Annotated in this window: 27 protein-coding genes; 17 read left to right on the forward strand and 10 right to left on the reverse strand. The window is 64.0% G+C overall.

Annotation, left to right across the window (positions count from 1 at the left end; genetic code table 11):
- Positions 1-8: 8 nt before the first annotated feature.
- Complete coding sequence (locus tag GR167_RS04820; RefSeq protein ID WP_160972300.1) at positions 9-587, reverse strand: tetratricopeptide repeat protein; 579 nt, start codon at positions 585-587, stop codon at positions 9-11.
- A 71-nt stretch (positions 588-658) separates the two neighbouring features.
- On the opposite strand from GR167_RS04820, the gene GR167_RS04825 reads away from it, so the two are divergent.
- The 5 genes from GR167_RS04825 (at position 659) to GR167_RS04845 (ending at position 5,563) form a co-directional block, all read left to right on the forward strand.
- Positions 659-949 (forward strand): SCP2 sterol-binding domain-containing protein, encoded by a 291-nt coding sequence (locus GR167_RS04825; RefSeq protein ID WP_160972301.1) that lies wholly within the window; start codon positions 659-661, stop codon positions 947-949.
- A gap of 25 nt (positions 950-974) precedes the next feature.
- Positions 975-1,934, forward strand: coding sequence for an alpha/beta fold hydrolase (locus GR167_RS04830; protein WP_235915839.1), 960 nt, complete (start codon positions 975-977; stop codon positions 1,932-1,934).
- Between the two features lie 115 nt (positions 1,935-2,049).
- On the forward strand, positions 2,050-3,870 hold the full coding sequence (locus tag GR167_RS04835) for a M3 family oligoendopeptidase (protein WP_160972303.1): 1,821 nt from the start codon (positions 2,050-2,052) through the stop codon (positions 3,868-3,870).
- On the forward strand, positions 3,867-4,337 hold the full coding sequence (locus tag GR167_RS04840) for a GNAT family N-acetyltransferase (RefSeq protein WP_160972304.1): 471 nt from the start codon (positions 3,867-3,869) through the stop codon (positions 4,335-4,337). The genes GR167_RS04835 and GR167_RS04840 overlap by 4 nt, the downstream gene beginning before the upstream one ends.
- Before the next feature lie 218 nt (positions 4,338-4,555).
- Complete coding sequence (locus GR167_RS04845; RefSeq protein WP_160972305.1) at positions 4,556-5,563, forward strand: hypothetical protein; 1,008 nt, start codon at positions 4,556-4,558, stop codon at positions 5,561-5,563.
- Positions 5,564-5,573: 10 nt separating this feature from the next.
- On the opposite strand, the gene GR167_RS04850 is transcribed toward GR167_RS04845, so the two are convergent.
- On the reverse strand, positions 5,574-5,843 hold the full coding sequence (locus GR167_RS04850; RefSeq protein WP_160972306.1) for a DksA/TraR family C4-type zinc finger protein: 270 nt from the start codon (positions 5,841-5,843) through the stop codon (positions 5,574-5,576).
- A gap of 244 nt (positions 5,844-6,087) precedes the next feature.
- Here GR167_RS04850 and GR167_RS04855 point away from each other — a divergent pair, with 244 nt between their 5' ends.
- Both GR167_RS04855 and GR167_RS04860 read left to right on the forward strand, forming a co-directional pair.
- Positions 6,088-6,294: a cold-shock protein gene (locus GR167_RS04855; RefSeq protein ID WP_160972307.1), complete on the forward strand. Its 207-nt coding sequence runs from the start codon at positions 6,088-6,090 to the stop codon at positions 6,292-6,294.
- 133 nt (positions 6,295-6,427) lie between these two features.
- The gene (locus GR167_RS04860; protein ID WP_160972308.1) at positions 6,428-7,615 is read left to right on the forward strand and encodes a dipeptidase; all 1,188 of its coding nucleotides are present in this window, start codon (positions 6,428-6,430) and stop codon (positions 7,613-7,615) included.
- Between the two features lie 46 nt (positions 7,616-7,661).
- On the opposite strand, the gene GR167_RS04865 is transcribed toward GR167_RS04860, so the two are convergent.
- Both GR167_RS04865 and rpoH read right to left on the reverse strand, forming a co-directional pair.
- The gene (locus GR167_RS04865; RefSeq protein WP_160972309.1) at positions 7,662-8,000 is read right to left on the reverse strand and encodes a DUF4389 domain-containing protein; all 339 of its coding nucleotides are present in this window, start codon (positions 7,998-8,000) and stop codon (positions 7,662-7,664) included.
- Between the two features lie 102 nt (positions 8,001-8,102).
- The gene (rpoH, locus tag GR167_RS04870; RefSeq protein ID WP_160972310.1) at positions 8,103-8,996 is read right to left on the reverse strand and encodes an RNA polymerase sigma factor RpoH; all 894 of its coding nucleotides are present in this window, start codon (positions 8,994-8,996) and stop codon (positions 8,103-8,105) included.
- Positions 8,997-9,281: 285 nt separating this feature from the next.
- On the opposite strand from rpoH, the gene GR167_RS04875 reads away from it, so the two are divergent.
- Entirely contained in the window at positions 9,282-9,947 is a 666-nt protein-coding gene (locus GR167_RS04875; RefSeq protein WP_160972311.1) for a DUF4386 domain-containing protein, read from the forward strand.
- Here the strand turns inward: GR167_RS04875 and GR167_RS04880 are convergent.
- Positions 9,935-10,969 carry an RluA family pseudouridine synthase gene (locus GR167_RS04880; protein ID WP_160972312.1) on the reverse strand — a complete coding sequence of 345 codons (1,035 nt, stop codon included), beginning with the start codon at positions 10,967-10,969 and terminating at the stop codon, positions 9,935-9,937. The two genes, GR167_RS04875 and GR167_RS04880, sit on opposite strands and share 13 nt — an antisense overlap.
- Here GR167_RS04880 and GR167_RS04885 point away from each other — a divergent pair.
- Positions 10,959-11,267: a DUF6476 family protein gene (locus GR167_RS04885; protein WP_235915840.1), complete on the forward strand. Its 309-nt coding sequence runs from the start codon at positions 10,959-10,961 to the stop codon at positions 11,265-11,267. The genes GR167_RS04880 and GR167_RS04885 overlap by 11 nt on opposite strands.
- A gap of 140 nt (positions 11,268-11,407) precedes the next feature.
- On the opposite strand, the gene GR167_RS04890 is transcribed toward GR167_RS04885, so the two are convergent.
- Both GR167_RS04890 and GR167_RS04895 read right to left on the reverse strand, forming a co-directional pair.
- Complete coding sequence (locus tag GR167_RS04890; protein WP_160972313.1) at positions 11,408-11,803, reverse strand: c-type cytochrome; 396 nt, start codon at positions 11,801-11,803, stop codon at positions 11,408-11,410.
- A gap of 110 nt (positions 11,804-11,913) precedes the next feature.
- Positions 11,914-13,335 (reverse strand): phenylacetate--CoA ligase family protein, encoded by a 1,422-nt coding sequence (locus GR167_RS04895; protein WP_235915841.1) that lies wholly within the window; start codon positions 13,333-13,335, stop codon positions 11,914-11,916.
- Between the two features lie 523 nt (positions 13,336-13,858).
- Here GR167_RS04895 and argC point away from each other — a divergent pair.
- A complete protein-coding gene (argC, locus tag GR167_RS04900) occupies positions 13,859-14,833 on the forward strand; it encodes an N-acetyl-gamma-glutamyl-phosphate reductase (RefSeq protein WP_160972314.1) in 975 nt (324 codons plus the stop codon).
- Positions 14,834-14,899: 66 nt separating this feature from the next.
- On the opposite strand, the gene GR167_RS04905 is transcribed toward argC, so the two are convergent.
- Entirely contained in the window at positions 14,900-16,501 is a 1,602-nt protein-coding gene (locus tag GR167_RS04905; RefSeq protein WP_160972315.1) for an FMN-binding glutamate synthase family protein, read from the reverse strand.
- 151 nt (positions 16,502-16,652) lie between these two features.
- Entirely contained in the window at positions 16,653-18,311 is a 1,659-nt protein-coding gene (locus GR167_RS04910; RefSeq protein ID WP_235915842.1) for an ABC transporter permease, read from the reverse strand.
- 97 nt (positions 18,312-18,408) lie between these two features.
- On the opposite strand from GR167_RS04910, the gene GR167_RS04915 reads away from it, so the two are divergent.
- The 7 genes from GR167_RS04915 (at position 18,409) to GR167_RS04945 (ending at position 24,986) form a co-directional block, all read left to right on the forward strand.
- On the forward strand, positions 18,409-19,284 hold the full coding sequence (locus GR167_RS04915) for a hypothetical protein (RefSeq protein WP_160972316.1): 876 nt from the start codon (positions 18,409-18,411) through the stop codon (positions 19,282-19,284).
- Positions 19,285-19,393: 109 nt separating this feature from the next.
- Positions 19,394-19,900, forward strand: coding sequence for a hypothetical protein (locus GR167_RS04920; protein ID WP_160972317.1), 507 nt, complete (start codon positions 19,394-19,396; stop codon positions 19,898-19,900).
- Between the two features lie 140 nt (positions 19,901-20,040).
- The gene (locus GR167_RS04925) at positions 20,041-20,826 is read left to right on the forward strand and encodes a DeoR/GlpR family DNA-binding transcription regulator (RefSeq protein WP_160972318.1); all 786 of its coding nucleotides are present in this window, start codon (positions 20,041-20,043) and stop codon (positions 20,824-20,826) included.
- On the forward strand, positions 20,823-21,962 hold the full coding sequence (locus tag GR167_RS04930) for an ABC transporter ATP-binding protein (RefSeq protein WP_212769827.1): 1,140 nt from the start codon (positions 20,823-20,825) through the stop codon (positions 21,960-21,962). Before GR167_RS04925 ends, GR167_RS04930 begins: the two co-directional genes overlap by 4 nt.
- A gap of 2 nt (positions 21,963-21,964) precedes the next feature.
- Positions 21,965-23,248: an ABC transporter substrate-binding protein gene (locus GR167_RS04935; protein ID WP_160972319.1), complete on the forward strand. Its 1,284-nt coding sequence runs from the start codon at positions 21,965-21,967 to the stop codon at positions 23,246-23,248.
- A 59-nt stretch (positions 23,249-23,307) separates the two neighbouring features.
- Positions 23,308-24,180, forward strand: a complete 873-nt coding sequence (locus GR167_RS04940; protein WP_160972320.1) for a carbohydrate ABC transporter permease — start codon at positions 23,308-23,310, stop codon at positions 24,178-24,180.
- Positions 24,177-24,986, forward strand: a complete 810-nt coding sequence (locus GR167_RS04945) for a carbohydrate ABC transporter permease (RefSeq protein ID WP_160972321.1) — start codon at positions 24,177-24,179, stop codon at positions 24,984-24,986. Before GR167_RS04940 ends, GR167_RS04945 begins: the two co-directional genes overlap by 4 nt.
- A 34-nt stretch (positions 24,987-25,020) precedes the next feature.
- Here the strand turns inward: GR167_RS04945 and GR167_RS04950 are convergent, their stop codons facing one another.
- Complete coding sequence (locus tag GR167_RS04950; protein WP_160972322.1) at positions 25,021-25,431, reverse strand: RrF2 family transcriptional regulator; 411 nt, start codon at positions 25,429-25,431, stop codon at positions 25,021-25,023.
- Positions 25,432-25,458 lie beyond the last annotated feature (27 nt).

Consider the following 25,458-nt stretch of genomic DNA (forward strand, 5'->3'; position numbering starts at 1 on the left):
TCCCCGAGTTACAACTTGCGGCCCTGCACCTGTGTTTCAAGGCGTTTCATGGCTTCCGCGGCTTCCAAGTAATGCGGGTGCATCCGTTGCACAAGGTCATAGGCGCGATAGGCCAGTTCTGGCCGGTCGAGCTGTTCCATGATCACGCCGAGGCCGAACAGCGCCTCGTAATGATTCGGGTTGAGCGTCAGCGCGTGTTCCAGATCCGACAGCGCCAGCCCGTAGCGGCCCATCTGGAACCAGACGCTGGCACGCTGATGCCAGGCTTCGGGGAAGTCCGGGGCATGATCGATCAGCGCGGTCAGGTGATCGGCGGCCATGTCCAGATCGCCGCGTTCCATCGCCTCGCGGCCGCGCTTGAGAAGCAGGTCCATCGAAGCGGAACCCGAGTTGGCCCATTTCATCTTGATCTGGCGGTCGATGCGCTTGGCCTCGGCCGGGTCGGCCTGTTCCAGCTGGGCCAGCAGATCGGCGATGCCGTCCGCCGCGTCCGGCGCCGTATCCTGCGCCCGCAGCGGCAGGGAAAACGCGACGATTGCAGCGGCTGCCGCAACGATAAGCTTTGGTCTGACCGAAACTGTGCTCATAATGAATCCCAATGTAATTCACTGCCGGGGAAATAACAGTCCCCGCGGATCACAAACCCAGGAGGATTCCCATGAGCGACAAGATTGCAGCAGCCGTCGAGGCCCTGACCGAAAAACTGGCAGGCGCGGATTTCGACGGATCGGCGAAATTCGTGATCGAGGGCGAAGGCGCGATCGTGGTCGATGGCGAAGGTGTGCGCGCAAGCGACGAGGACACCGACGTCACCCTGACCGCCGATGTCGACACGTTCGAAGCGATGATGGCCGGCGATCTGAACCCGACCTCGGCCTTCATGAGCGGCAAGCTGGCGCTGGATGGCGACATGGGCACCGCGATGAAGCTGGGTTCGGTGCTGAGCTGAGGCGAAACACGGGCTGGGAGACATGATGCAAACCGCGCCTTTCCTTTCCGACTGTATCGACGATTTCCTGCCCGGCCGGGCCTTTTGGGCGCAGACCGAAGACGGTCTGCGCATCCGGTTGGGCGTCTGGAACGAAGAGGCGGAGAAAGGCACGGTTCTGCTGTTTCCCGGCCGTACCGAATATATCGAAAAATACGCCCACACGGCGGGCGACATGGCCCGGGCGGGCTATGCCACACTGGCGGTGGACTGGCGCGGCCAGGGATTGGCCGACCGGATGCTGGACAATCCGAAGATCGGCCATGTCGGCGCTTTCAGCGATTATCAGCACGATGTGCAGGCGGCGGTCGCGGCGGCAAAGCGGCTGGAGCTGCCGAAACCGTGGTTCCTGCTGGCCCATTCGATGGGCGGCTGCATCGGGCTGCGCGCGCTGCACGAAGGCCTGCCGGTCGAAGCATCGGTGTTCAGCGCGCCGATGTGGGGGCTGCAGATCGCGCCGAGAAAACGCCCGCTGGCCTGGGTGCTGAGTTGGAGCAGCCGTTACCTTGGCACCTCGGAAAACATGGTGCCCGACACGCTGGAAGACGCCTATGTCAGTGTCGCCCCGTTCGAGGACAACACGCTGACCACCGATCCAGCCATGTGGGAGCTGATGCGCGATCAATTGGCCCAGCATCCCGAGCTGAGCCTGGCCGGACCGAGCCTGAACTGGCTTTACGGCGCGCTGAGCGAAATGCTGTGCCTGTCGCGGATGCGCTCGCCCGCGCTGCCCTGCCTGACCTATCTGGGCGGCAATGAACGCATCGTCGCACAGGACCGTATCCGCGACCGGATGACGGCCTGGCCCGGCGGCAAGCTGATGGACGTGCCCGGCGCGGAACATGAGATTCTGATGGAAGCGCCGGACATCCGGCACCGGGCCAACGCGGAAATCCAGGGGTTCTTTGACGCCGTGGCGGCGGGCAAGCCGCCCTATGGCGCCTGATCCCGGGTCACACCGCCCTTTTCCCTCCATCGCACTGTGCCTCTCGCCCGGTTCCCCTTGAGGCCCCGGCCCGCGCGGCCTATGTCTGAACCGACACGAACAAGAGGTGACCCAGATGTTCCAACTTCCCTTCCCCGTCCGCGACGCCAATGCCGGTTCCGGTGCCAAGGACCTGGGCGACCTGCCCGAATGGGACCTGAGCGATCTCTACACGTCGCAAGACGCCCCCGAGCTGAAGGCCGATCTGGACTGGCTGGAGGGCGAATGCGCCGCCTTCGCCGCCGATTACGAGGGCAAGCTGGCGGGTCTCGACGCCGCGGGCCTGCTGGAATGCGTGCAGCGCAACGAGAAGATTTCCACCAAGGCCGGCCGCGTCATGTCCTTCGCGGGCCTGCGTTATTACCAGCTGACCATCGACGCCGAGCGCGCCAAGTTCATGTCCGATTGTCAGGAAAAGATCACCAATTTCACCACGCCGCTGGTGTTCTTCACGCTGGAACTGAACCGGATCGAGGATAGCAAGCTCGACGCGATGCTGGCCGAGAATGCCGAGCTGGGCCGCTACAAGGCCGTGTTCGACCGCATCCGCGCGATGAAGCCCTATCAGCTGTCCGACGAGCTGGAAAAATTCCTGCACGATCTGGGCGTTGTCGGCGACGCCTGGGAAAAGCTGTTCGATGAAACCATCGCCGGGCTGGAATTCGAGGTCGACGGCGAGGAGCACAATATCGAGGGCACGCTGAATTACCTGACCGAACAGGACCGGTCGAAGCGTGAAGCGGCGGCACGCGAACTGGCGCGGGTGTTTGAAGAGAACATCAAGACCTTCGCGCGGGTTCACAACACCCAGGCCAAGGAAAAGGAAGTGGTCGACCGCTGGCGCAAGATGCCGACGGCGCAGACCGGCCGGCACCTGTCCAACGACGTCGAACCCGAGGTGGTCGAGGCGCTGCGCAACGCGGTGGTCGAGGCCTATCCGAAGCTGTCGCACCGCTATTACGAGCTGAAGCGCAAATGGCTGGGGTTGGACCGGATGCAGGTCTGGGACCGCAACGCGCCGCTGCCGATGGAAGTCACCAAGACCGTGGGCTGGGACGACGCCCGCGCCATCGTGATGGAAGCCTACGAAGCCTTCGATCCGCGCATGGGCGAAATCGCGCAGCCGTTCTTCGACAAGGGCTGGATCGACGCGGGCGTGAAGCCCGGCAAGGCGCCCGGCGCCTTCGCCCACCCCACCGTGACCGAGGTGCACCCCTATGTGATGCTGAACTATCTCGGTAAGCCGCGCGACGTGATGACGCTGGCGCATGAGCTAGGCCACGGTGTGCACCAGGTGCTGGCCGCCGATCAGGGCGAAATGCTGTCCTCCACCCCGCTGACGCTGGCCGAAACCGCATCGGTGTTCGGCGAGATGCTGACCTTCCGCAAGATGCTGGAAAAGGCCACTACGCAGGAAGAACGCAAGATCCTGCTGGCCGGCAAGGTCGAGGACATGATCAACACCGTGGTGCGCCAGATCGCGTTCTACGATTTCGAATGCAAGCTGCACGCGGCGCGGCGCGAGGGCGAACTGACGCCGGACGACATCAACGCGCTGTGGATGTCGGTGCAGGCGGAATCCCTGGGCGGGGCGTTCGATTTCATGGAAGGCTATGAAACCTTCTGGGCCTATATCCCGCATTTCGTCCACTCGCCCTTCTACGTCTATGCCTATGCGTTCGGCGACGGGCTGGTGAACGCGCTTTACGCGGTTTACGAGGAAAATCCCGAAGGCTTCCAGGACAAGTATTTCGACCTGCTGAAGGCGGGCGGTTCGCAGCATCACAAGGAGCTGCTGGCGCCGTTCGGGCTGGACGCCACCGACCCCAAGTTCTGGGACAAGGGCCTGTCGATGATTTCCGGCATGATCGACGAGCTGGAGGCGATGGAGGGGTGAGCATCACCCTTTGCCCCCTGCCGCCCGGGCGGCCCGACCTGATCGAGGGGCTGGACCTGCCCCCCGAACAGCATCAGTTTTCCGATCCGCCCGCGGTCGTGATGGAAAAGGCGCAGGGCAAGCGCGACGGGCATCTGATCTGCGAAAACGGCATCCCGGTGGGGTTCTTCGCGATCGAGCCCGATTACCCGCAGGCGCATGAGTTCGCCGAGCCGGGCACCATCGGGGTGCGGATGTTTTCGATCGATTACCGGTCGCAGGGGCGCGGCATCGCCAGCGCCGCCTGCCAGCTGCTGGCGGAATACCTGCCGCAGCACTACCCCTGGGCCAGCGCCGTCTACCTGACCGTCAACCACCGCAACCCGGGGGCCAAGCGGGTCTATCTGAAGGGCGGGTTCGAAGACACCGGCGAAGATTACCTCGGCGGCGCTTCGGGGCCGCAGGATATCATGCGGTTGGCGCTGTAGGGCAGCACGCAGCGGTTACGCGGACGGCCTTTGAACGCCAGTCCGCAGGCGCATACCCATCCCCGCTGAACGGCAGGACCACCCAGACCCGTACGGGTTTGGGTGGTTTGTTATGTCGGGGGCTGAAAGGCGGCCAATTACCTGAACACGAATCTTGACTCAACCGAACCACTCAGGAGAGCGTTATGTAAAATATTTTATTTCTAGATAGGTGCCACATGGCGAAAAGAATTGTATTTGCGGCCGCGCTGAGCCTGATCCTGACGGGATGTGAAGCGGCCAGAGACGAATTGTATTCACCGGACGGATTTCCCGCCCCTTATATGGACAAGGTTGCCACCGCCGTAACCCCCGAGCAGCGGGCGGACCGCTATCTGCTGGGGCTGGCCCTGCTGGCGCCGGCCGTGCTGGAAACCAGCGGCACGGGAAAAGAGATGGAAACCTCGATCTCTCTCGTGAACAGCACATATGCCAGCCTGGCGAAACTATATGAGGCGAGCAACAAGTGCTCTGATCCGAAATCGCCCGAGAAAGGCTGCACACAGAGCCGATCTGAGGAAAAGAAAAAGACGCATGTCCCCAACACATATGCCTTCGAAACCCACAGCTACGATGTGCAGAAAAAGTTCTACCGGTTGGGTAAGACGCTCATCTTGAACCTCGATCTCGATGAGACGGTGGACGAAATACTGGCATTTGATGTCACTACCATTACGAACCTTTATGAGCGCGGTAAAGAAATCGTCCCCGCCGTGCGGCGGGGCACAGCGACCTACCGGGATGCGGTCCTTATCTATGCCAGTGCCGTGGCTCAAAGTTGTAGGGTCAAACACTGTGATGATCTAACAAAACTGTTGGAGGCACAGTATTCTAAAGTCTCCAAGGCGTCAGCGACGCCCGACGGGGAACGGTATTTCCATCGGCTGCAGCGCCTCGCCCGCCAAGAGGCGGATGGCAGGGACTGGGTGCTCGGCGAGCAAAGGCGCCGCGCCTTGGTGTATCACGTCGATAAGGCCTGCGATGCGGCCTATGAATTCCAGACCATCGGCGAAGACAAAACAACGACCCCCGAAGTCTGCGGCAATGGCCAAAAACAAAATGGGTCACCAAATCAGAAAACCAGCACGGAGCGCGATAGGTTCTTGACCATTGTTCACTCTATCCCCCCGAAACCCGTTGCCCCTCAAAAGGAAGGTGAGTTGCAAGCCAACGCCCAAGGCGGCTAGGCCCTGTACCTTACTTCAACTGGCTGTCCTTGCTCCCACGCCGGTTGATGCCGCCGCGCGCCTTGTAGGTGCTGTCGCGGTCCTGCTGGCAATCGATGCAGAGCTTCACGCCCGGGATCGCGTCGCGCCGGGCCTGCGGGATTTCCTCGTCGCAATCGGCGCAATGGGTCAGGCTTTCGCCCACCGGCGCCTTGCGCGCCTGCATCCGCTTCAGCTCGTCGCTGATCGAGGCTTCGATCTGTTCGCTCACCGCGCCGTCGCGCGCCCATCCTCCGGCCATGGCATGCCTCCTTCGATCCTGAAAATGTAACGCAGAGCGCGCGCCGCGCAAGTGCCACACAAGCGCGTCCGATCCGAATAAGCCCCCTTGCAATCCCGGCCCCGCCGCTCCATATGTGGGTGGCTTACGTTTTTCTTTTTCGACCAACTGTCTCCCTTCATACGGCGCTCAGTCTTTTCGATCCAGACCGACGACGCCGGGCGGTCGCACTTACGCGGACCGCATACATCAGGAGATTACGGATATGGCCAATGGCACCGTAAAATGGTTCAACACCACCAAAGGCTTCGGCTTCATCGCACCGGAAACGGGCGGCAAGGACGTTTTCGTTCACATCTCGGCCGTCGAGCGTTCGGGCCTCACCGGCCTGGCCGATGACCAGAAAGTGACCTTCGACGTCGAAGCCGGCCGCGACGGCCGTGAATCGGCAGTGAATATCGCACTGGCCTAAGCTTTCCGATCCTATCGGAACGACGCGCGGTCCCCGAAAGGGGGCCGCGTTTTGCGTTTCAGACCGCCCCGACGTCACCCTTGGTTGAAACGCCCCTTGCCCCCTACCCTGCTGACAAACAGGGAGGGACAGGATGCGGATTTTGGGAAAATGGCTCGGGCGGCTTGCCCTGGCCGTCGTCTTCTTGGCGGCGATCGGGGTGGCCGGGTTCTGGGGCTTCGCCCCGGCGATCGTGGAAAAGGCGCGCAACAACGTGATCGCGCACGATCCCTATCCGGTGTCTGCACAGGCGCAGGCGCTGCATGATGCGTTGACCATCGGCGACTGGCACGCCGATCCGCTGCTGTGGAACCGCGACCTGACCCAACGCGGCAGCTATGGCCAGGTCGACCTGCCGCGGCTGCGCGAGGGCAATGTCGCGATCCAGGTCTTCACCGCCGTCACCAAGAGCCCGTCGGGACAGAATTACGATCACAATTCGGCCGAGGCTTTCGACAACATCACCCTGCTGGCCTTCGGGCAGCTTTGGCCGCTGCGCAGCTGGACCAGCCTGCTGGAACGCGCGCTTTATCAATCGGAAAAGCTGCACGGGTTCCAGGCTGCGGCCCCCGATCACCTGAAGATCGTCAAGAGCCGCGCCGATCTGGAGGCGGTGCTGGAGGCGCGGGCGAAGGGCGCGAAGATCACCGCCGGCATCCTGGGCATCGAGGGCGGTCACCCGCTGGAGGGCGATCTGGCCAATCTCGACAAGCTGGAGGCGGCCGGATACCGGCTGATCGGGCTGCAGCATTTCTTCGACAACGAGTTGGGCGGATCGCTGCACGGGCAAGGCAATCACGGGCTGACCGAATTCGGCCGCCAGGTGGTGGCCGAGGCCGCCAAGCGCAACATGATCGTCGACGTGGCGCATTCCAGCCCGCAGGTGGTGCGCGACGTTCTGGACATGGCCGATATCCCCATCGTACTGAGCCATTCCGGCCTGCATTCCCATTGCGAGGCCAAGCGCAACCTGCCCGACGATCTGATGCGGGGTATCGCCGCGACCGGCGGGGTGATCGGCATCGGATACTGGGCCGAAGTCGCCTGCGACGAGATCACGCCCAAGGGCATCGCCAAGATGATCGCGGCCGCCGTCGCGGCGGTGGGCGAGGATCACGTATCGCTGGGATCGGATTTCGACGGGTCGGTGGAAACCGCCTTCGACACCTCGGAATTGCCGGCGCTGACCCATGAATTGATCGCCACCGGGCTGAGCGAGGCGCAGATCACCAAGGTGATGGGCGGTAACATGCTGCGGGTGTTGCGGGCGCGACTGAACTGAGCGGCGGGGCGTTTCCCGGATCGAGAAACGCCCCCTGCCCCCCTGATCAGTTCGACGAGAACGGGAACGGCTTGTCCTCGGTTTCCGCGGTCTGGAACCGGGCCACGTCGCGCATCCAGTCGCCCAGCTTGGCGCCGAAATCGGCGATCGAGTCGTTGCGTTTGCCGGTGAACAGCAGGAAGCCAAATTGCAGCACCGCGCCGACCGCGAGGATGGTTTCGCTGATGCCGAACAGCACCGCGAAAATGATCATGAACAGCAGCCGCAGCCAGACCTTCTGCTTTTGCTCGGATTGGGTTTCGTCGGACGCGGCGGCGTCCTCGGGACCCGGTTCGTCCAGTGTCACCGGGTCTTCGCCTTCGGGGGTCTTGGAATCGTCGGTCATGTCGTTATCGCCTTTGCGTAGAACCAAAAAACTATGCGCCCGAACCTAGCACGGTTCGGGCGACATAAATTTGATCTTGGGCAAATTCGGCGGGGCCAGGCGTCAGGCGGCGCTGCTCATGCCCTTTTCCGCTGCCAGTTCGCGCATCCGCTTCTGCAGCTTCTCGAACGCGCGCACCTCGATCTGGCGGATGCGTTCGCGGCTGACGTCGTACTGGCCGCTCAGGTCCTCGAGCGTCACCGTGTCCTCGGACAGGCGGCGCTGCACCAGGATGTCGCGTTCGCGTTCGTTCAGCACGTCCATCGCTTCGGCCAGCATTTCGCGCCGCGCGTCCATCTCGTCGCGCTCGGCATAGTCGCCGGCCTGGTCGGCGCCTTCGTCTTCCAGCCAGTCCTGCCATTCCATCGTGCCGTCCTCGGACCCGATGGTGGCGTTGAGCGAGGCGTCACCGCCCGACAGGCGGCGGTTCATCGACACCACCTCGTCCTCGGTCACGCCCAGGTCATGGGCGATGCGGGCGACGTTTTCGGGGCGCAGATCGCCCTCTTCCAGCGCGCCGATGCGGGCCTTGGCCTTGCGCAGGTTGAAAAACAGCTTCTTCTGCGCCGAGGTGGTGCCGAGCTTCACCAGCGACCACGAGCGCAGGATATATTCCTGGATCGAGGCGCGGATCCACCACATCGCATAGGTCGCGAGGCGGAAACCCTTTTCGGGATCGAAGCGCTTGACCGCCTGCATCAGGCCGACATTGGCCTCGGAAATCACCTCAGCCTGGGGCAACCCGTAGCCGCGGTAACCCATGGCGATCTTGGCCGCCAGACGCAGGTGCGACGTCACCATCTTGTGGGCGGCGTCGGTATCCTGTTCCTCGACCCAGCGTTTCGCCAGCATGTATTCTTCTTCCGGCTCCAGCATCGGAAACTTGCGGATTTCCTGCAGATACCGGTTCAGGCCGCCTTCGGGGGTGGGGGCCGGGAGATTTGCATAGTTGCTCATTGTGCCCTGTCCAACTCTTATGTTTATAGTCTTAACATCCAGATAGGAAGCCGACGGCCCGCTTTCAAGACCCGCTTACAGTGTCATACGGCATATCGGCGCGGTTCTGTCGCGAAACAACAAATATGTCAGCGCCCTCACGTCCATGTGCAGTTTGTGACGGGCGGGCCTCTGGCCATTCATGCATTTTTGCATATAGTGTCGATATATTTCGATAATTCCATACATGTTACGCGTATTTTATAGACCGGGCAACATTCCTTCACCGATTTCCGGAGCCCTCCGATGACCGACGAATTACACCAGACCTTCCGAACCTATGCCCGCCCGGCCGGCGCGGCCTATCTTGTTATCATCCTGTCCGGCATCACGGCCGAAATGATGCTGCGCGGCACGCTGATCGACTGGACCAGCGCCGAGGCGACCGCCCGCGCCATTGCCAATAACCTGGGCCTGTTCCGCCTGTCCTTCGGGGCCGACATGCTGATGGCGGTCTGCGACGTGGTGCTGGCGGTGCTTCTGTACCGGATGCTGCGCCCGGTGGACGAGGTGCTGGCGCTGATGGCGATGGTGTTCCGGCTGATGCAGATGGCCATCGTGACCGGCGGCACCATGTACCTGTTCCAGGCCGATCAGGCGGTTGCCGCGGGTGGCGACATTCTGGGCCCGCTGGCGCGCCATGCCGCCGCCTATGACCTGGGGCTGCTGTTCTTCGGGGTGAACACGCTGATCACCGCGCATCTGCTGTGCCGCACCGGGTTCTTCCCGGTCTGGCTGGCCGCCGCGCTTGGCGCCTCGGGCGTGGTTTACCTGGCCGGCAGCCTGACCCGTTTCATGGCGCCCGAATTCAACGCGGCGATGGAAATGTCCTATCTGCTGCCCTTCATCGCCGAAACCGCGCTGTGCCTGTGGCTGCTGCGCGGCCCGGCCCGCAAGCTTCAGCTTGCCTGAACCCTGAGCGCGCCGATCAATGCCTGCATATCGTCGGGCATCGGCGCCTCGAACCGCATCACCTCACCGCTCACGGGATGGGTGAAGCCCAGCACCGCCGCATGCAATGCCTGACGGGGAAAGGCGCGTGCGGCGGCTGCACCTTCTACACCGACCGCCTTTTCCGACAGCTTGCGCCGCCCGCCATAGGTCTGATCGCCGATCAGCGAATGACCGGCATGGGCCATGTGGACGCGGATCTGGTGCGTCCGCCCGGTTTCCAGCCAGCATTCGACCAGCGCCGCGACCGCCGGATTGCCGAAGGGTTCGACGATGCGCACCCGGGTCACCGCATGGCGGCCGCCCTCGAACAGCACCGCCTGACGCTGGCGGTCGGTCTTGTGCCGGGCCAGATGGGTGGTGATCTTCATGATGTTGCCGGGCTCGAAACTGACGCCGCGCACCCCGCGCAGGCGCGGGTCGTAGGCATCCGGTACGCCGTAGCAGACCGCCATGTAATAGCGTTCCACCGTGTGCTTTTCGAACTGTTCGGCCAGCCCGTGATGCGCCCGGTCGGATTTCGCCACCACCAGCAGGCCGCTGGTATCCTTGTCGATCCGGTGCACGATGCCGGGGCGCTTTTCGCCGCCCACGCCGGACAGGGTATCCCCGCAATGATGCAGCAACGCGTTGACCAGCGTGCCGCCGGGCGTGCCCGGGGCGGGATGCACCACCATGCCCACCGGTTTGTTGATCACGATCAGGTCGTCGTCCTCGTACAGCACGTCGAGCGGGATATCCTCGGGCCCGATATGGCTGTCCTCGGCCTGCGGCACGGTGATATCGATCACATCGCCCTCGGCCACCTTGGCCTTGGGATCGGTCAGAACCTCGCCATCCCGCGTCACCTGCCCCGCCGCGATCAGCCGCGCCAGCCGGGTACGCGACAGCGACGCTTCTTCTGGCACATCGCGCGAAAGCGCCTTATCAAGGCGGGCGGGCGGATCGGCCTGGATCGTGACGGAAAGGCGCATGGTGGACATGGATGAAACCCCTGAACCGGAATTGCCGGCGAACCTGAAATTCCTGCGCCTGCTGGTAACGGTGCTGGCCGGAACGATGATTGTGGGCCTTCTAGTGATCATCACGCTGATTGTCATCCGGTTCCGGGACAAAAGCACCGATTTTCCCGATGCGATCACCCTGCCCGACGGGGCGCAGGCCCAGGCCTTCACCCAGACCAAGCTGTGGTACGCGGTGGTGACCGGCGACAACCGCATCCTGGTATTCAGCCGCGAGACCGGGAAACTGGTGCGGGAGATCGAGATCAAGGCGGAGTGAGGACTAGCTCCTCTGCCATGGGCAAATTGCGAAACGCCCGATGCCGGGGCAATCGGGCGCGATGTCTGAATTGAACCACTGCCGGGACAAAGCCCGGCAGGCTGGGCCCTTCGACCGGAACCGAAATCGCCCCTTCCCCGTTACTGCTGGACCGACTCGAGGTAGTAGACCAGGGACAGGATGCGGCCACGCGCGACCATCTCGGCGGTTTCGCCGCGCTGGCTGGTGGCCGAGGCCTGGAAGCGGTCGCCCCAGATCGGCATGGCGTCGCCATGAACGGGGGTCACATTCCGCCGGTCGATCATGGAAAGCGTGTATTGGAAGGGAAATGTCCCGCCGTTGCGGGCGGAAAGACCGGTCAGGTCAGGCGTTTCAATGTTCAGAACCGCCGCGACCGGCCCATCGCCCTTCGCCGACTCGCCATGGCATCCGGCGCAGGCGATCATGTATTCCTTTTCGCCCGCGCTATCCGCCGCGACCGATTGCACCCCGAACACGCTGGCAAGAACAGCCGATACGAAGACAGTCGTTTTCATTGCAATTTCCTCCACCCTTAAAATCGTTGCCTAATAATATTGTGGAAACTGTACCATCATCGCTGCGCGAGCTTTTTGACCTGCATCAAGCAGCGAATTCGTGGGGGGCTTCAGTCCGTCGCAGGCTGGCGACGACCCGATGAGGTCATGTTTCGTGCCTCGGCGCTTCGCAACGGAACGACTTCGTGGAATTTGCCGCTTGCGGTGAATTCGGGAAGCTTCCCGCTTTGCCGAACCGCCACATCGTCCAGGCCGTTATCGCGAAACACGCGTTGCACCGACGTGATGACGTCTTGAAAGACGGCCCCTGCCGCCGCCCCGTCGGTCAATTGGATGCGCAGTTCGAAGTCTTTCTCAGCGGTCTGAACCAGTTGGATACGCTGGGCATTCTCATGTTCCAGGTCGAAGACGAGCGGCGACAGCGTCACCTCGCCGACGCGCACCAGCGTCGCCTGGCGCCCTTCTACCTGGAAACTGCGAAACGGCGATCCACAGGGGCAGCTGTCTTGGTGGAAGCGAACACAGTCGCCGAGATCGTAGCGGATGAAAGGCTGAACCTCGTTGGCGAGCACCGTCAGCAGCACGGTCGCCGACAACGTGCCATCGGGAACGGGCTGCATCGCCTCGTCGACCGCTTCGAGAATGACCCAGTCTTCGTTCAGATGCTTCCGCCCGTGGCTGCATTCGAACGAAAGCGCGAGGCACTCGGTGCAGCCGTAGAAATCGGCGATGCCGTATTTCAAAGAGGGAAAAGCGCGCCCGACCCGCTCGCGAAGATCGTTCGTGAGCGTCTCGCCCCCGACACTGAAAAGCGCGGGTTCGATCCGCAGCCGCCCAGCCTCCTTTTGCCTGGCAAGGATGGTCAGCATGCTGGGATAGGTCACGATCCAGGCGACGTTCGGGATCGCATTGAGCCTGTCGACGAGCCGGTCGATCGGCTGCTCGGCCTCGACGAAGTTCAAACCCAACCCCCGCGCCAGGGCCGGGCTAAGCCGATGCACTAGTTTGTTGAAGGCGTTTCCGGCGAAGTGACCGTTGCCGCCGGTGACCGTCACCCTGACGCCGAGCTTGCGCACGTCCCCGATGAGCTTCCAATGGTAGCGTTCGAAGCGCGCCATCATGATCCCGAAGTAATACTCCACAAACGATGAGGGCAGCACGATGACCGCCGGTTCGCCTGATGTCCCGGAGGTCTGAAAGACGGCGACGTCGCCGATCGGCACACCGGCGTTCCGGATATCCCGAAGATGTTCGCGCGCCCGGTCGAGGGGCAGGGAACGAATTGTCAGCCAGTCGTCGAAGTCCCGCATGAGATCGGGTTTGCGGGTCACCGGCAAGTCATGCAGTTCGACGTCGCGCGAGGGCGGCACATCCGCGTACAGCCTGCGAAACAAGGGGGAATCGCGCCGCGCTTTTTCCACCAGGCGCCGCAGGTTGCGAAGCTGCTTGGCTTCAATGCGCTTGCGTCCGCCCCAGGCTGTCCAGCGCCCGCCGACGAAATACCCCAATGCTTTTGGAAGGCTGAAACGCATGACTTCTCGCTATGCCCGTTGGCTGTATCCGAGGTGAAAAAATTCGCCTGCTAGAGACTACAACAACGAGCTCAGCATAAAATGACCCAAGTCAAAGCGCGTCATCGCGCTGATTTGAGCCCCTGCGGCGTGCCACCACGCAAGCCCGTCACGATGGTGATCGCGTGCGGTATCAAAGCCTATCATCCCCGGTTTCAGAAATGACCGACGCGCGGGCGGCGGAGCGGCCGCGCCTGCGGGTGCCGCTGTTGGCATGCGCGCACATCACGCTTGACCGTGAAGGTGAAGACCGACAATGGTGCAGGCCATGTACGGGAACCAGACCCTCTTTGATCGACGCCGACGCCGCTCTACCCAAGCGGTGGCTCTTTGGGCTGCGCGTCGATCAGCGTCCTTCGGCATGATGACGACCTCACTGTAGGTCCCCCGGCCGAAGCACTTCCGACCCGCGTTCCTGACCCCCGCAGCCCCTGGCTTCGGGGGTTTTCTTTTGTCCGAAATCTGAACCTGAAAGGATACCACCATGAGCATTCGCGTCGGCATTGTCGGCATCAGCGGTTTTGGCGGCGGCGAAGCGCTGCGCCTGATCGCGAACCACCCGTCTTTCGAACTGGTCTACGCCGCGGGCGAAAGCAGCGCCGGCAGCCGACTGGTGGATCGTTTCCCCGGTGTGCCCGCCAGGCTTGCCGGGCTGGTGATCGAAAAGTGGGACCCTGCGGCCATGCCCGCGCTCGATGTGCTGTTCGCATCGCTGCCCACCGGGGCCTCGGCCGCGGCGCTGGCGCGCGTCCCCGAGGGGGTGAAGATCGTCGATATCGGCGGCGACCATCGCTACGCCGAGGGCTGGGCCTATGGTCTGGCCGACGTCTGGCCGGACCGGATCAAGGGCCAGACCCGTGTTGCCAATCCCGGTTGCTTTCCCGCGGCGACGCTGAACGCGCTGGCGCCGCTGCTGGCCGATCGGCTGATCGAGCCGGGCCATATCGTGATCGACGCCAAGACCGGCATCTCCGGTGCGGGACGCGGCGGCGACAGCAAGTTCGGTTATGCCGAGAGCAACGAGAACCTGCAGCCCTACGGATTGCTTGAGCACGTCCACATGCCCGAGATGGCCACGACGATCGAACGGCTGAGCGGCGGCAGCGCGGCCGGGCTGGTGTTCACCCCGCACCTGGTGCCGATGACCCGCGGCCTGCTCGCCACCATCTACTGCCGTGGCCGCGCCACGACAGGCCAGTGCCTGGATGCCGCCCGGCGCTTTTATGCCGACCGGGCTTTCGTCCGGGTGACCGACACGCCGCCGCAGACCAAATGGGCCAGCGGTTCGAACCTTTCCTTCGTCAGCTACGCGGCCGACCCGGAGCGCAACCTGGTGATCGCGATGGGCGTGGTCGACAATCTTGGCAAGGGCGCGGCCGGTCAGGCGGTGCAGAATGCCAACCTGATCTGCGGCCTGCCCGAAACCGCCGGGCTGGAGGGCGCGCCTGTCTGGCCGTAAGGGCCTGCACCGCCGGAAGGACAGAACGTTCTTCCGGCGGCAAAGCCCGGCGGCCCGGCCGCCCGTTCAGGGGATGTAATCGACCGGGGCGAAGCTTTCGGCCCGGGCGCGGGTCCAGCGCTTGAGATAGCCGAAACCGACCTCCTCTTCGCGCAGCAGGAAGCCTTCGGGCAGGTAGGGATAGACCTCTTCGCCGGTGACCATGTCGCGGTCCTTTTCGCGCATCATCAGGTGATGCGGCAGGAAATCGCCCGGGTGATCCAGCCCCGCCGCGCCGGTCATTTCCGCCAGCGCCTTCAGCGTGTTCTTGTGGAACCGGTAGACCCGTTCGGATTTGTTGGTCACGTTCAGCGCCCGCTGGCGCAGCTTGTCCTGGGTCGCCACGCCCACCGGGCAATGGTTGGTGTGGCAGGCCTGCGCCTGGATGCAGCCGACCGAGAACATGAAGCCGCGCGCCGAATTGGCCCAGTCGGCGCCAAGCGCCAGGATGCGGGCGATGTCGAAGGCGGTAACCATCTTGCCCGAGGCGCCGATCTTAAGCCGGTCGCGCAGCCCCACCCCGCGCAGGGTGTTGTGGGCGAAGGTCAGCCCCTCGACCAAGGGCATGCCCAGACGGTCGGCGAATTCCACCGGGGCGGCGCCGGTGCCGCCTTCCTTGCCGTCGATGACGATGAAATCGGGCACGATATCGGTTTCCAGCATCGCCTTGGCGATGCACATGAATTCGCGCCGGTGGCCGATGCACAGCTTGATCCCCACCGGTTTTCCGCCAGACAGATCGCGCAGTTTGCCGATGAACTGGCACAGTTCGATCGGGGTGGAAAATTCCGGATGGCTGGGCGGCGATACGCAATCGACCCCCATCGGCACGCCGCGCGCCTCGGCGATTTCCTCGGAAATCTTCGAGGCGGGCAGAACCCCGCCATGGCCGGGCTTGGCGCCCTGGCTCAGCTTCAGCTCGATCATCTTGACCTGGGGATCGCAGGCCTGTTCGCGGAACTTTTCCGGGTCGAAACGCCCCTCGGGCGTGCGGCAGCCGTAATAGCCCGAGCCGACCTGATAGACCAGGTCGCCGCCGCCCTGGCGGTGATAGCGGCTGATGCCGCCCTCGCCGGTGTCATGGGCAAAGCCGCCCTTCTTTGCGCCGGTGTTGAGCGCCAGGATCGCGTTGGCCGACAGCGCCCCGAAGCTCATCGCCGAGATGTTGTAGATCGACAGGTCATAGGGCTGCTTGCAGTCGCGGCCGCCGACATGGATGCGGAAATCGTGGTTTTCGATATGGTGCGGATTGACCGAATGGGTCAGCCACTGGAACCCGGAATCATACACCCGCTGGCGGGTGCCGAAGGGGCGCTTGTCCTCGATCCCCTTGGCGCGCTGGTAGATCAACGAACGTTCGTCGCGCGAAAACGGTTCCTCGTCCTGGTCGCTTTCGATCAGGTATTGCCGGATCTCGGGGCGGATGCCTTCGAACAGGAAACGCATATGGCCGATGATCGGGTAATTGCGCAGGATCGCGTGGCGGATCTGGGTGAGGTCGCGGATGCCCAGCAGCGTCAGCAGCGCGAACAGGACGAAGGGGATAAGGAACCAGCCGCTGAAGATCACCCCGACCAGCGACAGCAGGGTCAGAAAAACCACCAATCCAAAGATTGAATACCGTTCCATCGCCCGTGTCCTCCTCGCGCCGGCAGGATCGTTGGCCTGCCCGAAGCGCTTTCGTCAAAGCCCTGTCGTTGGGGCGACCCTAGCGCGCGGCGCGGGCGTCGGGAACCCCCGGAACGGCAGATAACGAGGATGTTTTCAGGCGCGAGGCGGCCTAGCGGTTGGCGCGCGCCAGCATCGCCACCGCGGCAAGGCCAACGAGGATCACCAGCACCGCCGCGGGCGACGCATCGCCGAGGTTTTCCAGCGACGCCTGTTCATGCACCCGGGTCGCCAGCGTGTCGAAATTGAACGGCCTGAGCAGCAGCGTCGCGGGCAATTCCTTGACGCAATCGACGAAGACCAGCAGCAGCGCCGATCCCACCGAGCCGCGAATGAGCGGCGCATAGACCTGGCCCAGCACCTGCCCCCGCGTACGGCCAAGCGAGCGCGCCGCCATCGGCAGGCTGGGCGAAATCCGCCCCATCGCGGCATCCGCGGCGCCCTGCGCGATGGCGAAGAACCGCACGCCATAGGCCAGCACCAAGGCCACCGCCGACCCGGTCAGGATCAGCCCGATGTCGAACCCGGTCAGCGCCTCGACCCCGTCGGCCAGCGCATTGTCGAAGGCCGCCAGCGGGATCAGGATGCCCACCCCCAGCACCGCGCCCGGCGCGGCATAGCCGATGGTGGTCAGCGGCAGCAGCATCCGCGGCAATTGCCGCCCAGACAGCCGCACGCCGTAAACCATGAACACCGCCGCCAGCACGGTCAGCACGGCCGCAGTGCCGCCCACCGCCACCGTGTTCCACAGCGCCGACAGCAGGTCACGGTCGGCCCAGAGCGCGGCATTGGCAATCGCGTGGTTCAGGATCACCCCGGCGGGCAACAGGAACCCCATCGCAAACGGGATCAGGCAGGCCAGCATCGCCAGCAGCCCGGCACCGGTGGGAAGCGGCGTTCGCTCAATGGTGCGGTAGCGGTTCGACATCGCGAAGAAGCGGGTCTTGGAACGGCTGAGCTTTTCCATCGACACCAGCAGGATCACCAGCACCAGCACCACGCTGGCGAGCTGCGCCGCGCCGCCCGCGTTGTTGCTTTCCAGCCAGACCGAGAAGATCCCGGCGGTCAGCGTCTGCACCGCGAAATAGTCGACGGTGCCGAAATCGTTCACAGTTTCCATCATCGCGATCGCCATGCCGGCGGCGATGGCGGGTCGCGCCAGCGGCAGCCCGACGCGGAAGAACCGGCCCAGCGCGCCTGCGCCCAGCGACATCGCCACCTCTTCGGTGGCGCGGGATTGTTCGCGAAACGCGGTGCGCGCCAGCAGGTAGATATACGGATAGAGCGCCGCCGACAGCACGATCACCGCCGCCCCCATCGAGCGGATTTCCGGGAACCAGTAATCGCGCGCGCTTTGCCATCCCATCAAGCGGCGCAGCCCAGTCTGCACCGGACCGGCATATTCCAGCAGATCGACCAGCGCGTAAGCCCCGACATAGGCCGGGATCGCCAGCGGCAGCAGCAGCAGCCATTCCAGCCAGCGCGACAGCGGAAAGCGGTAGCGCGCGATCAGCCAGGCCGCGCCGGTCCCCACCGCCCCGGCCAGCACGCCCACCGACAGCATCAGAACCACGGTGTTGCGCAGGTAGCGCGGCAGCGTGGTGGACAGAAGATGCGGCCAGATATTGTCGCTGGGATTGAAGGCGATCCACACCACCGCCGCGATCGGCAGCAGCACCAGCGCGGCGATCACCATCGCGCCCGCCGACCACGGGCTGACCCGCAGCAGCAGCGGGGTGCGGAGATATTTCGAAAGGGACGTGTCGCTCATGGCCGCTTCAATGCCCGAAACCGGTTTAACTGTCCAGAAAACACCGTATAGTTCGGCAAACCCAGATGACCACAGATAACCCAGGCCCGGAACCAAGATGCAGGTCGTACTTCACGCAGGCGCCCACAACACCGACGATGACAGGCTGACCAAATGCCTGCTGAAAAATGCCGAGGATTTCGCCAAATCCGGCATCGCGGTGCCGCCGCCGTCGCGCTATCGGCGGCTGATCCGCGACACGTTGAACGCGATGCATACCGGTAACCCAGCGCCGGATGCGCGCGATCTGCTGCTGGGGGCCTTCCTCGACGGCGATGTGCCGGACCGGCTGGTTCTTTCGAACGAAAACTTCTTCACGGTACCCAAGGGGGCGATCAACAAGGGCGTGTTCTATCCCGGCGCCGAGGACAAGCTGGCGCGCTTGTGCGAATTGTTCGAGGGCGACCAGGTCGAACTGTTCCTGGCGATCCGCGACCCCGCCACCTTCCTTCCGGCGGTCTATGCCCGGTCGCCCGATACCGATTTCCTGGACTTCATGAGCGGCGCCGATCCCCGCGACCTGCGCTGGAGCGAGTTGATCGAACGGCTGCGCGCCCGGGTGCCCGAGGTGCAGTTCACCGTCTGGTGCAACGAGGACACGCCGCTGATCTGGGCCCAGCTGATCCGCGAAATGGCCGGGCTGGAACACAACGCCAAGATCATCGGCGGTTTCGACCTGCTGTCGGAAATCATGTCCAAGGAAGGCATGAAACGGTTTCGCGCCTATCTGAAGGACCATCCCGACATGAACGAAATCCAGAAGCGCCGGGTGATCGCGGCCTTCCTGGACAAGTTCGTGATCGAGGACGAGATCGAACAGGAAGTCGACCTGCCCGGCTGGTCCGAAGACCTGGTCGAGGAACTGACCGACATCTACGACGAGGACGTGTTCACCATCTCGCGCCTGCCCGGCGTGACGATGATCGCGCCCTGACCGGTCTGCGCCGCGCCCCTTGCCGCTTGATCTTGCGCAAGGAAAGGGGCGGTTACCCGATCTAACCTCCGCCTGTGCACACGCCATTTTGCGGAGAAGGATGACCGGGATGCGATACGTCGGCAAAGGACCTCTGAGGGCGATCGCCCCCCGTCTGTTGGGCTGTTTTCTGGCGCTCAGCCTTGCCCCTGCGGCGATGGCGCAGGATACCGGGGCGGAAACGCCCGGCCTGCTGCCCGGGATGAACCGTGAAACCTTGGTCGATCCGGCCACCTTCGATATTTCGGGCGGCTGGGAATATACCAGCGAATGGGGCGCCGGGCTGATCGACATCTATCAAAGCGGCGGTTCGATCGTGCTGGAACTGGTCAGCGGATCGACCTGCGACCCGGCCGAGATGTGCACCCTGACCGGCGGCATCGAGGACAAGGCGCTGATCGTGTCGGTCACTGCCGCCGTCCCGCAGGGCGGATCGGCGACGTCCTCCTTCGTGATCTATTTCGAATCGGAAAACGTGGCCGCGGGCATGGGCACCTCGGTCTGGCGCGGCGAGGGGCATGAAATGCGATGGGATTACCTGATCAACATGCAGCGCCCCGGCACCGGTGAGGACTGAAGACGCCCAATCGCGCCCTTCCCGCCGCTTTCGGATGGCGCCGCGCCGTCATGAAAACTTCATCCGAAATGGCGTCAGGTTTCAAATGAACGTCATCTAGCGCGGCTAGTCCTGCCCCCGACCGCAATAAGGGGGACGGGATGGACGACCAGTTTGAGGATTTTTCGGAACGCCAGCGCGAGATCCTGTCGCGGGTCCGCGCCGAGGGGCACGGCACCATCGAAGCCTTTTCGCGCCAGTTCGGAGTGTCCCCGCAAACGGTCCGGCGCGACGTCAACATCCTGTGCGAAGCCGGTGTCCTGCGCCGGGTGCATGGCGGGGTGGAACCGCCGAGTTCCGGCAACCTGCTCTATTCCTCGCGCCGGGTGCTGAACGGGGCGGCCAAGCTGTTCATCGCGCGCGCCTTCGCCACCCATGTCGAAAGCGGCCAGAGCCTGGCGGTGTCGATCGGCACCACCCCGGAATTCGCGGTGCAGGCCCTGAGCGGGCTGTCGGACCTGACCATCCTGACCAACAACCTCAATATCGCCGTCAGCGCCTGCGACCGCGACAGCTGGACCCTGCAGGTGCCCGGCGGATTGGTGCGCGCCGGTGACCGCGACATCCTGGGCCCGGAAACCGAGGCGTTCTTCGACCGCTACCAGGTCGATATCGGCGTGTTCGGCGTCGCCGGCGTGGCCGAGGACGGCACGCTGCTGGATTTCACCGAAAGCGAGGTCGCCAGCCGGATGGCGATCCTGCGCAATTGCCGCCGGTCCTTCCTGCTGCTGGATCGCACCAAGTTCGGCCGCGCCGTCCATGTGCGCGGCGGCCATATCAGCGATGTCAGCCACGTGATCTGCGACGCCCCGCTGCCCGGCAAGATCGCCGGTCTGCTGGCGGGCTCCGAAACCCGGGTCACCATCGCCTCGGGGGATCGCGCATGAGCCTGACACAGACCAGCACCGGCCGGGCGATCCGGCTTGAAGGGATTTCTAAGACCTGGGGCGACACCCGTGCCCTGCATGACGTCAGCATCGACATCCCGGCGGGCAGCTTCACCGCGCTTCTGGGCCCCTCGGGCTGCGGCAAGTCCACCTTGCTGCGGATCGTGTCGGGGCTGGAACAGGCCAGCGGTGGCAGGGTTCTGATCGGCGGTCAGGATGTCAGCCAGATGCCCGCCGACAAGCGAGAATTGTCGATGGTGTTCCAGTCCTACGCGCTGTTTCCGCATCTGAGCGTGGCCGAGAACATCACCTTCGGGCTACGCACCCGCAAGGTGCCCCGCGACGAGCGCGCCAAGCGGCTGGACCGGGTGGCCGACCTGCTGGGCCTGGGCGATTACCTGTCGCGCAAGCCTGCGGAACTGTCGGGCGGCCAGCAGCAGCGGGTGGCCCTGGGCCGCGCGGTGATCGCCGAGCGCCCGGTCTGCCTGATGGACGAACCGCTGTCCAATCTCGACGCCAAGCTGCGCCAGACCATGCGCACCGAGCTGCGGGCGCTGCAGCGCGAGTTGGGCTTCACCATGATCTACGTCACCCATGACCAGGTCGAAGCCATCACCATGGCCGATCAGGTGGTGCTGATGAATGGAGGCAAGGTGGAACAGGCGGCCAGCCCGAGGGCGCTCTATGAACGCCCCGCCACCCCGTTTGCCGCCCGCTTCATCGGCACGCCGCCGATGAACGTGATCCCCGCCACCGCCTTGGGCGAGGCGGGCGCGAAGCTGCAGGCCCAGGCCGGGCGCAGGCTGCTGGCGGGGCTGCGCCCCGAGGCGCTGCATCCCTGTGCCGACAGCGCGCTGCGGCTGAGCGTCACCGGGGCGGAATATCTGGGCGCCGATGCGCTGGTGCAGGGGCGGCTGGGCGTGGCGCAGGTGGTCCTGCGCGCGCCGGGCCATGCCCTGCCCGCCCCCGGCGAAACGATCCCGCTGGCCCTGGCGCCGCGCGATCTTCACCTCTTTGACGCCGAAACCGGTGGGCGGATCCCCCCGTCCGATCCGGCGTCATTGCTTGTCCAGGCGGGAATCCCCGCCGGGCCCACCGGCGCCGCGGCGCCTTTCATCCAACATGAGGACCACTGACTATGCTCGCCAAGCTCATCAAGGGGGCCGCCGCCTCCGCAACCCTGGCCCTGGCCTCGGCGCTGCCGGCCCAGGCCGTCGACCTGCAATTTTACTTCCCGGTCGCCGTCGGCGGCGGTGCCGCCGAAACCATCGAGGCGCTGACCAATGAATACACCGCCGATCATCCCGGCGTGAATATCGACGCCGTCTATGCCGGGTCCTACCAGGACACCATCACCAAGGTGATCACTGCCGCGCGCGGCGGCAACGCCCCGCAGCTGTCGGTGGCGCTGGCGGTGGACATGTTCACCCTGATCGACGAAGACCTGATCCTGCCCTTCGACGATTTCATCAAGACCGACGAAGATCGCGCATGGCTGAATTCCTTCTACCCGGCCTTCATGGAAAACAGCCAGACCGGCGGCAAGACCTACGGCATCCCGTTCCAGCGCTCGACCCCGGTGCTGTACTGGAACAAGGCCGCCTTCGCCGAGGCCGGTCTTGACCCCGAAACCCCGCCCGCGACCTGGGAAGAAATGGTCGAGATGGGCAAGAAGCTGACCAAGAAGGACGCCAACGGCAACGTCACCCAATGGGGCGTGCGCATCCCGAGCTCGGGCTTCCCCTATTGGCTGTTCCAGGGCCTGACCACGGAAAATGACGTGATCCTGGCCAATGCCGACGGCAACAAGACCAATTTCGACGACCCCAAGGTGGTCGAGGCGCTGGAATACATGGTGTCGCTGAGCAAGGATCACGGCGTGATGGAGCCCGGCATCGTCGAATGGGGCGCCACGCCGAAAGCCTTCTTCGAGGGCCAGGCCGCGATGATGTGGACCACCACCGGCAACCTGACCAACGTGCGCAAGAACGCGCCGTTCGACTTCGGCGTCGGCATGCTGCCCGCCAACAAGCGCCGCGGCGCACCGACCGGCGGCGGCAACTTCTACCTGTTCAAGGGCACCTCGGACGAGCAGCTGTCGCAGGCCGTCGATTTCATCAAGTGGATCACCGCGCCGGAACAGTCGGCCAAGTGGACCATGGCGACCGGCTATGTCGCGCCGCGCCCGGCCACCTGGGAAACCGAGACGATGAAGCAATACGCCAAGGACTTCCCGCCTGCCCTGATCGCCCGCGACCAGCTGGAATTCGCCGTGGCCGAGCTGTCGACCTACCAGAACCAGCGCATCACCCAGATCTTCAACGATGCTCTGGCCGCCGCGATCACCGGCCAGAAGGACGCCGCCACCGCGCTGGCCGAAGCGCAGGCCAAGGCTGACGCCATCCTCGCCGACTATCGCTGAGACTGACCGGGGCGGGCCTGTCCGGGCCCGCCCCCCCTTTTTCCGACCCGAGGTTCCCGATGCAGAAACGCCAATGGATACACGGATGGTTGCTGGTGCTGCCGGCGATGGTGTTTTTGCTGCTGTTCACCCATGTCCCGGCGCTTACCACCATCTGGAACAGTTTCTTTTCCACCCCGCGCGGGCGGCGGCCCAGCCGGTTCGTGGGGCTGGACAATTACGACCGGCTGTTCGACGACCCGGTGTTCTGGAAGGTGCTGGGCAATAACCTGTGGTTCGCCCTGGGCACCATCCCCGTATCGATCGCGCTGGCCATCGTCATGGCGCTGTTCGTCAACCGCGCCTTCACCGGGCGGTCGCTGGTCAGGATGGCCTATTTCACCCCCACCGTCCTGCCGCTGATCGCGGTCGCCAATATCTGGCTGTTCTTCTACACCCCCGGTTTCGGGCTGATCGATCAGCTGCTGGGCGCGATGGGGTTCGGCCAGACCAACCTGCTGGGCAGTCCGGATACCGCGCTGGCCGCGATCATGGCGGTGACGATCTGGAAGGAAGCCGGGTTCTTCATGATCTTCTATCTCGCCGCGCTGCAATCGATCCCGCCGCAGCTGACCGAGGCCGCGCGGATCGAGGGCGCGGACGGCTGGACCATCTTCCGCCGGGTGACCTTTCCGCTGCTGATGCCCACCACCCTGTTCGTGTCGATCAACGCGGTGATCAATTCCTTCCGGCTGGTCGATCACATCTTCATCCTGACCAATGGCGGACCCGACAACGCCTCGTCGCTGCTGCTGTTCTATATCTACGAAACCTCGTTCCGCTATTGGGACACCGCCTATGGCGCCACGCTGACGGTGGTGATGCTGGCGCTGCTGTGCCTGCTGGCGATCGGGCAGTTCTTCTTCTTCGACCGCAAGGTGCATTACAAATGACGCGTTTTGACCGCTGGCTTGCCAATTCGGGCGCCATTCTGCTGGGGCTTTTGTGGATCTTGCCGCTACTTTACGCGATCTGGACGGCGGTGCACCCGGCCGAATACGAGGCGCGCTTCGTGCTGGACGCGCCGCTGACGCTGGACAATTTCGCCAAGGCCTGGGCCGCCGCGCCCTTCGCGCGCTATTTCCTCAACACCTTCACGCTGGTCACCGCGATCCTGATCGGCCAGTTCGTGCTGTGCACTCTGGCCGCCTATGCCTTCGCCCGCTACCGCTTCGCCGGGCGCGATGTGCTGTTCGCGCTGGTACTGCTGCAATTGCTGGTGATGCCCGACATCCTGATCGTCGAGAATTACAAGATGATCCGCACGCTTGGGCTGGTCGACACGATCACCGCCATCGCCCTGCCCTATATCGCCTCGGGCTTCGGGGTGTTCCTGCTGCGGCAGACCTTCATGACCGTGCCGCAGGAACTGGACGACGCCGCGCGGATCGAGGGCGCGGGGACGCTGGCGATCCTGTGGCGGGTCTATGTGCCGCTGGCCAAGCCCACCTACCTGGCCTACGGGCTGGTGTCGGTCAGCCATCACTGGAACAATTTCCTGTGGCCGCTGATCGTGACCAATTCGGTCGAAACGCGGCCGGTGACGGTGGGGCTGAGCGTCTTTTCCACCACCGATTCCGGTATCGAATGGTCGGTGATCAACGCCGCCACGCTGATGACATCGGGGCCGCTGCTGATCGCCTTCCTGCTGTTCCAGCGGCAATTCGTGCAAAGTTTCATGCGCGCCGGGATCAAGTGACTGTGACGGGCGTCGCACCGCGCCCGTCTCCACCTTATGCGCCGGGATCGCCCAGATCGGCGATGGTCATTTCCGACAGCCGCCGGGTCAGCAGGGTTTCGATTTCTTCCAGCACCAAAGCCACCTTGTGCTGCAGCGCGTGTTCCAGCGCGCAGTCGGAATGCCCTGTTTCTTCCCGGGCATCGACCAGCCGTTCGTCCAGCGCCAGGTAGATATCGGCAAGCGTGATCTGCTGTGGCGGGCGCGCCAGCCGCCAGCCGCCGGCATGGCCTTTCTCGGACGTGACCAGCCCGGCCTCGCGCAGGCGGCCAAGCACCCGGCGCACCACGACCGGGTTGGTCCCGGCATGGGCGGCGATATCGGCCGAGGTGCGAACGCGATCGGGGTCCCCGGCCATGTGACCGAGGGTGTGAAGGGCAAGTGATAGGCGGCTGTTTCGCTTCAATTCCGGGCTCCCGCATGAGTACGGATC

This window comes from Thalassovita mangrovi (assembly GCF_009857745.1).
Classification (GTDB): domain Bacteria; phylum Pseudomonadota; class Alphaproteobacteria; order Rhodobacterales; family Rhodobacteraceae; genus Thalassobius; species Thalassobius mangrovi.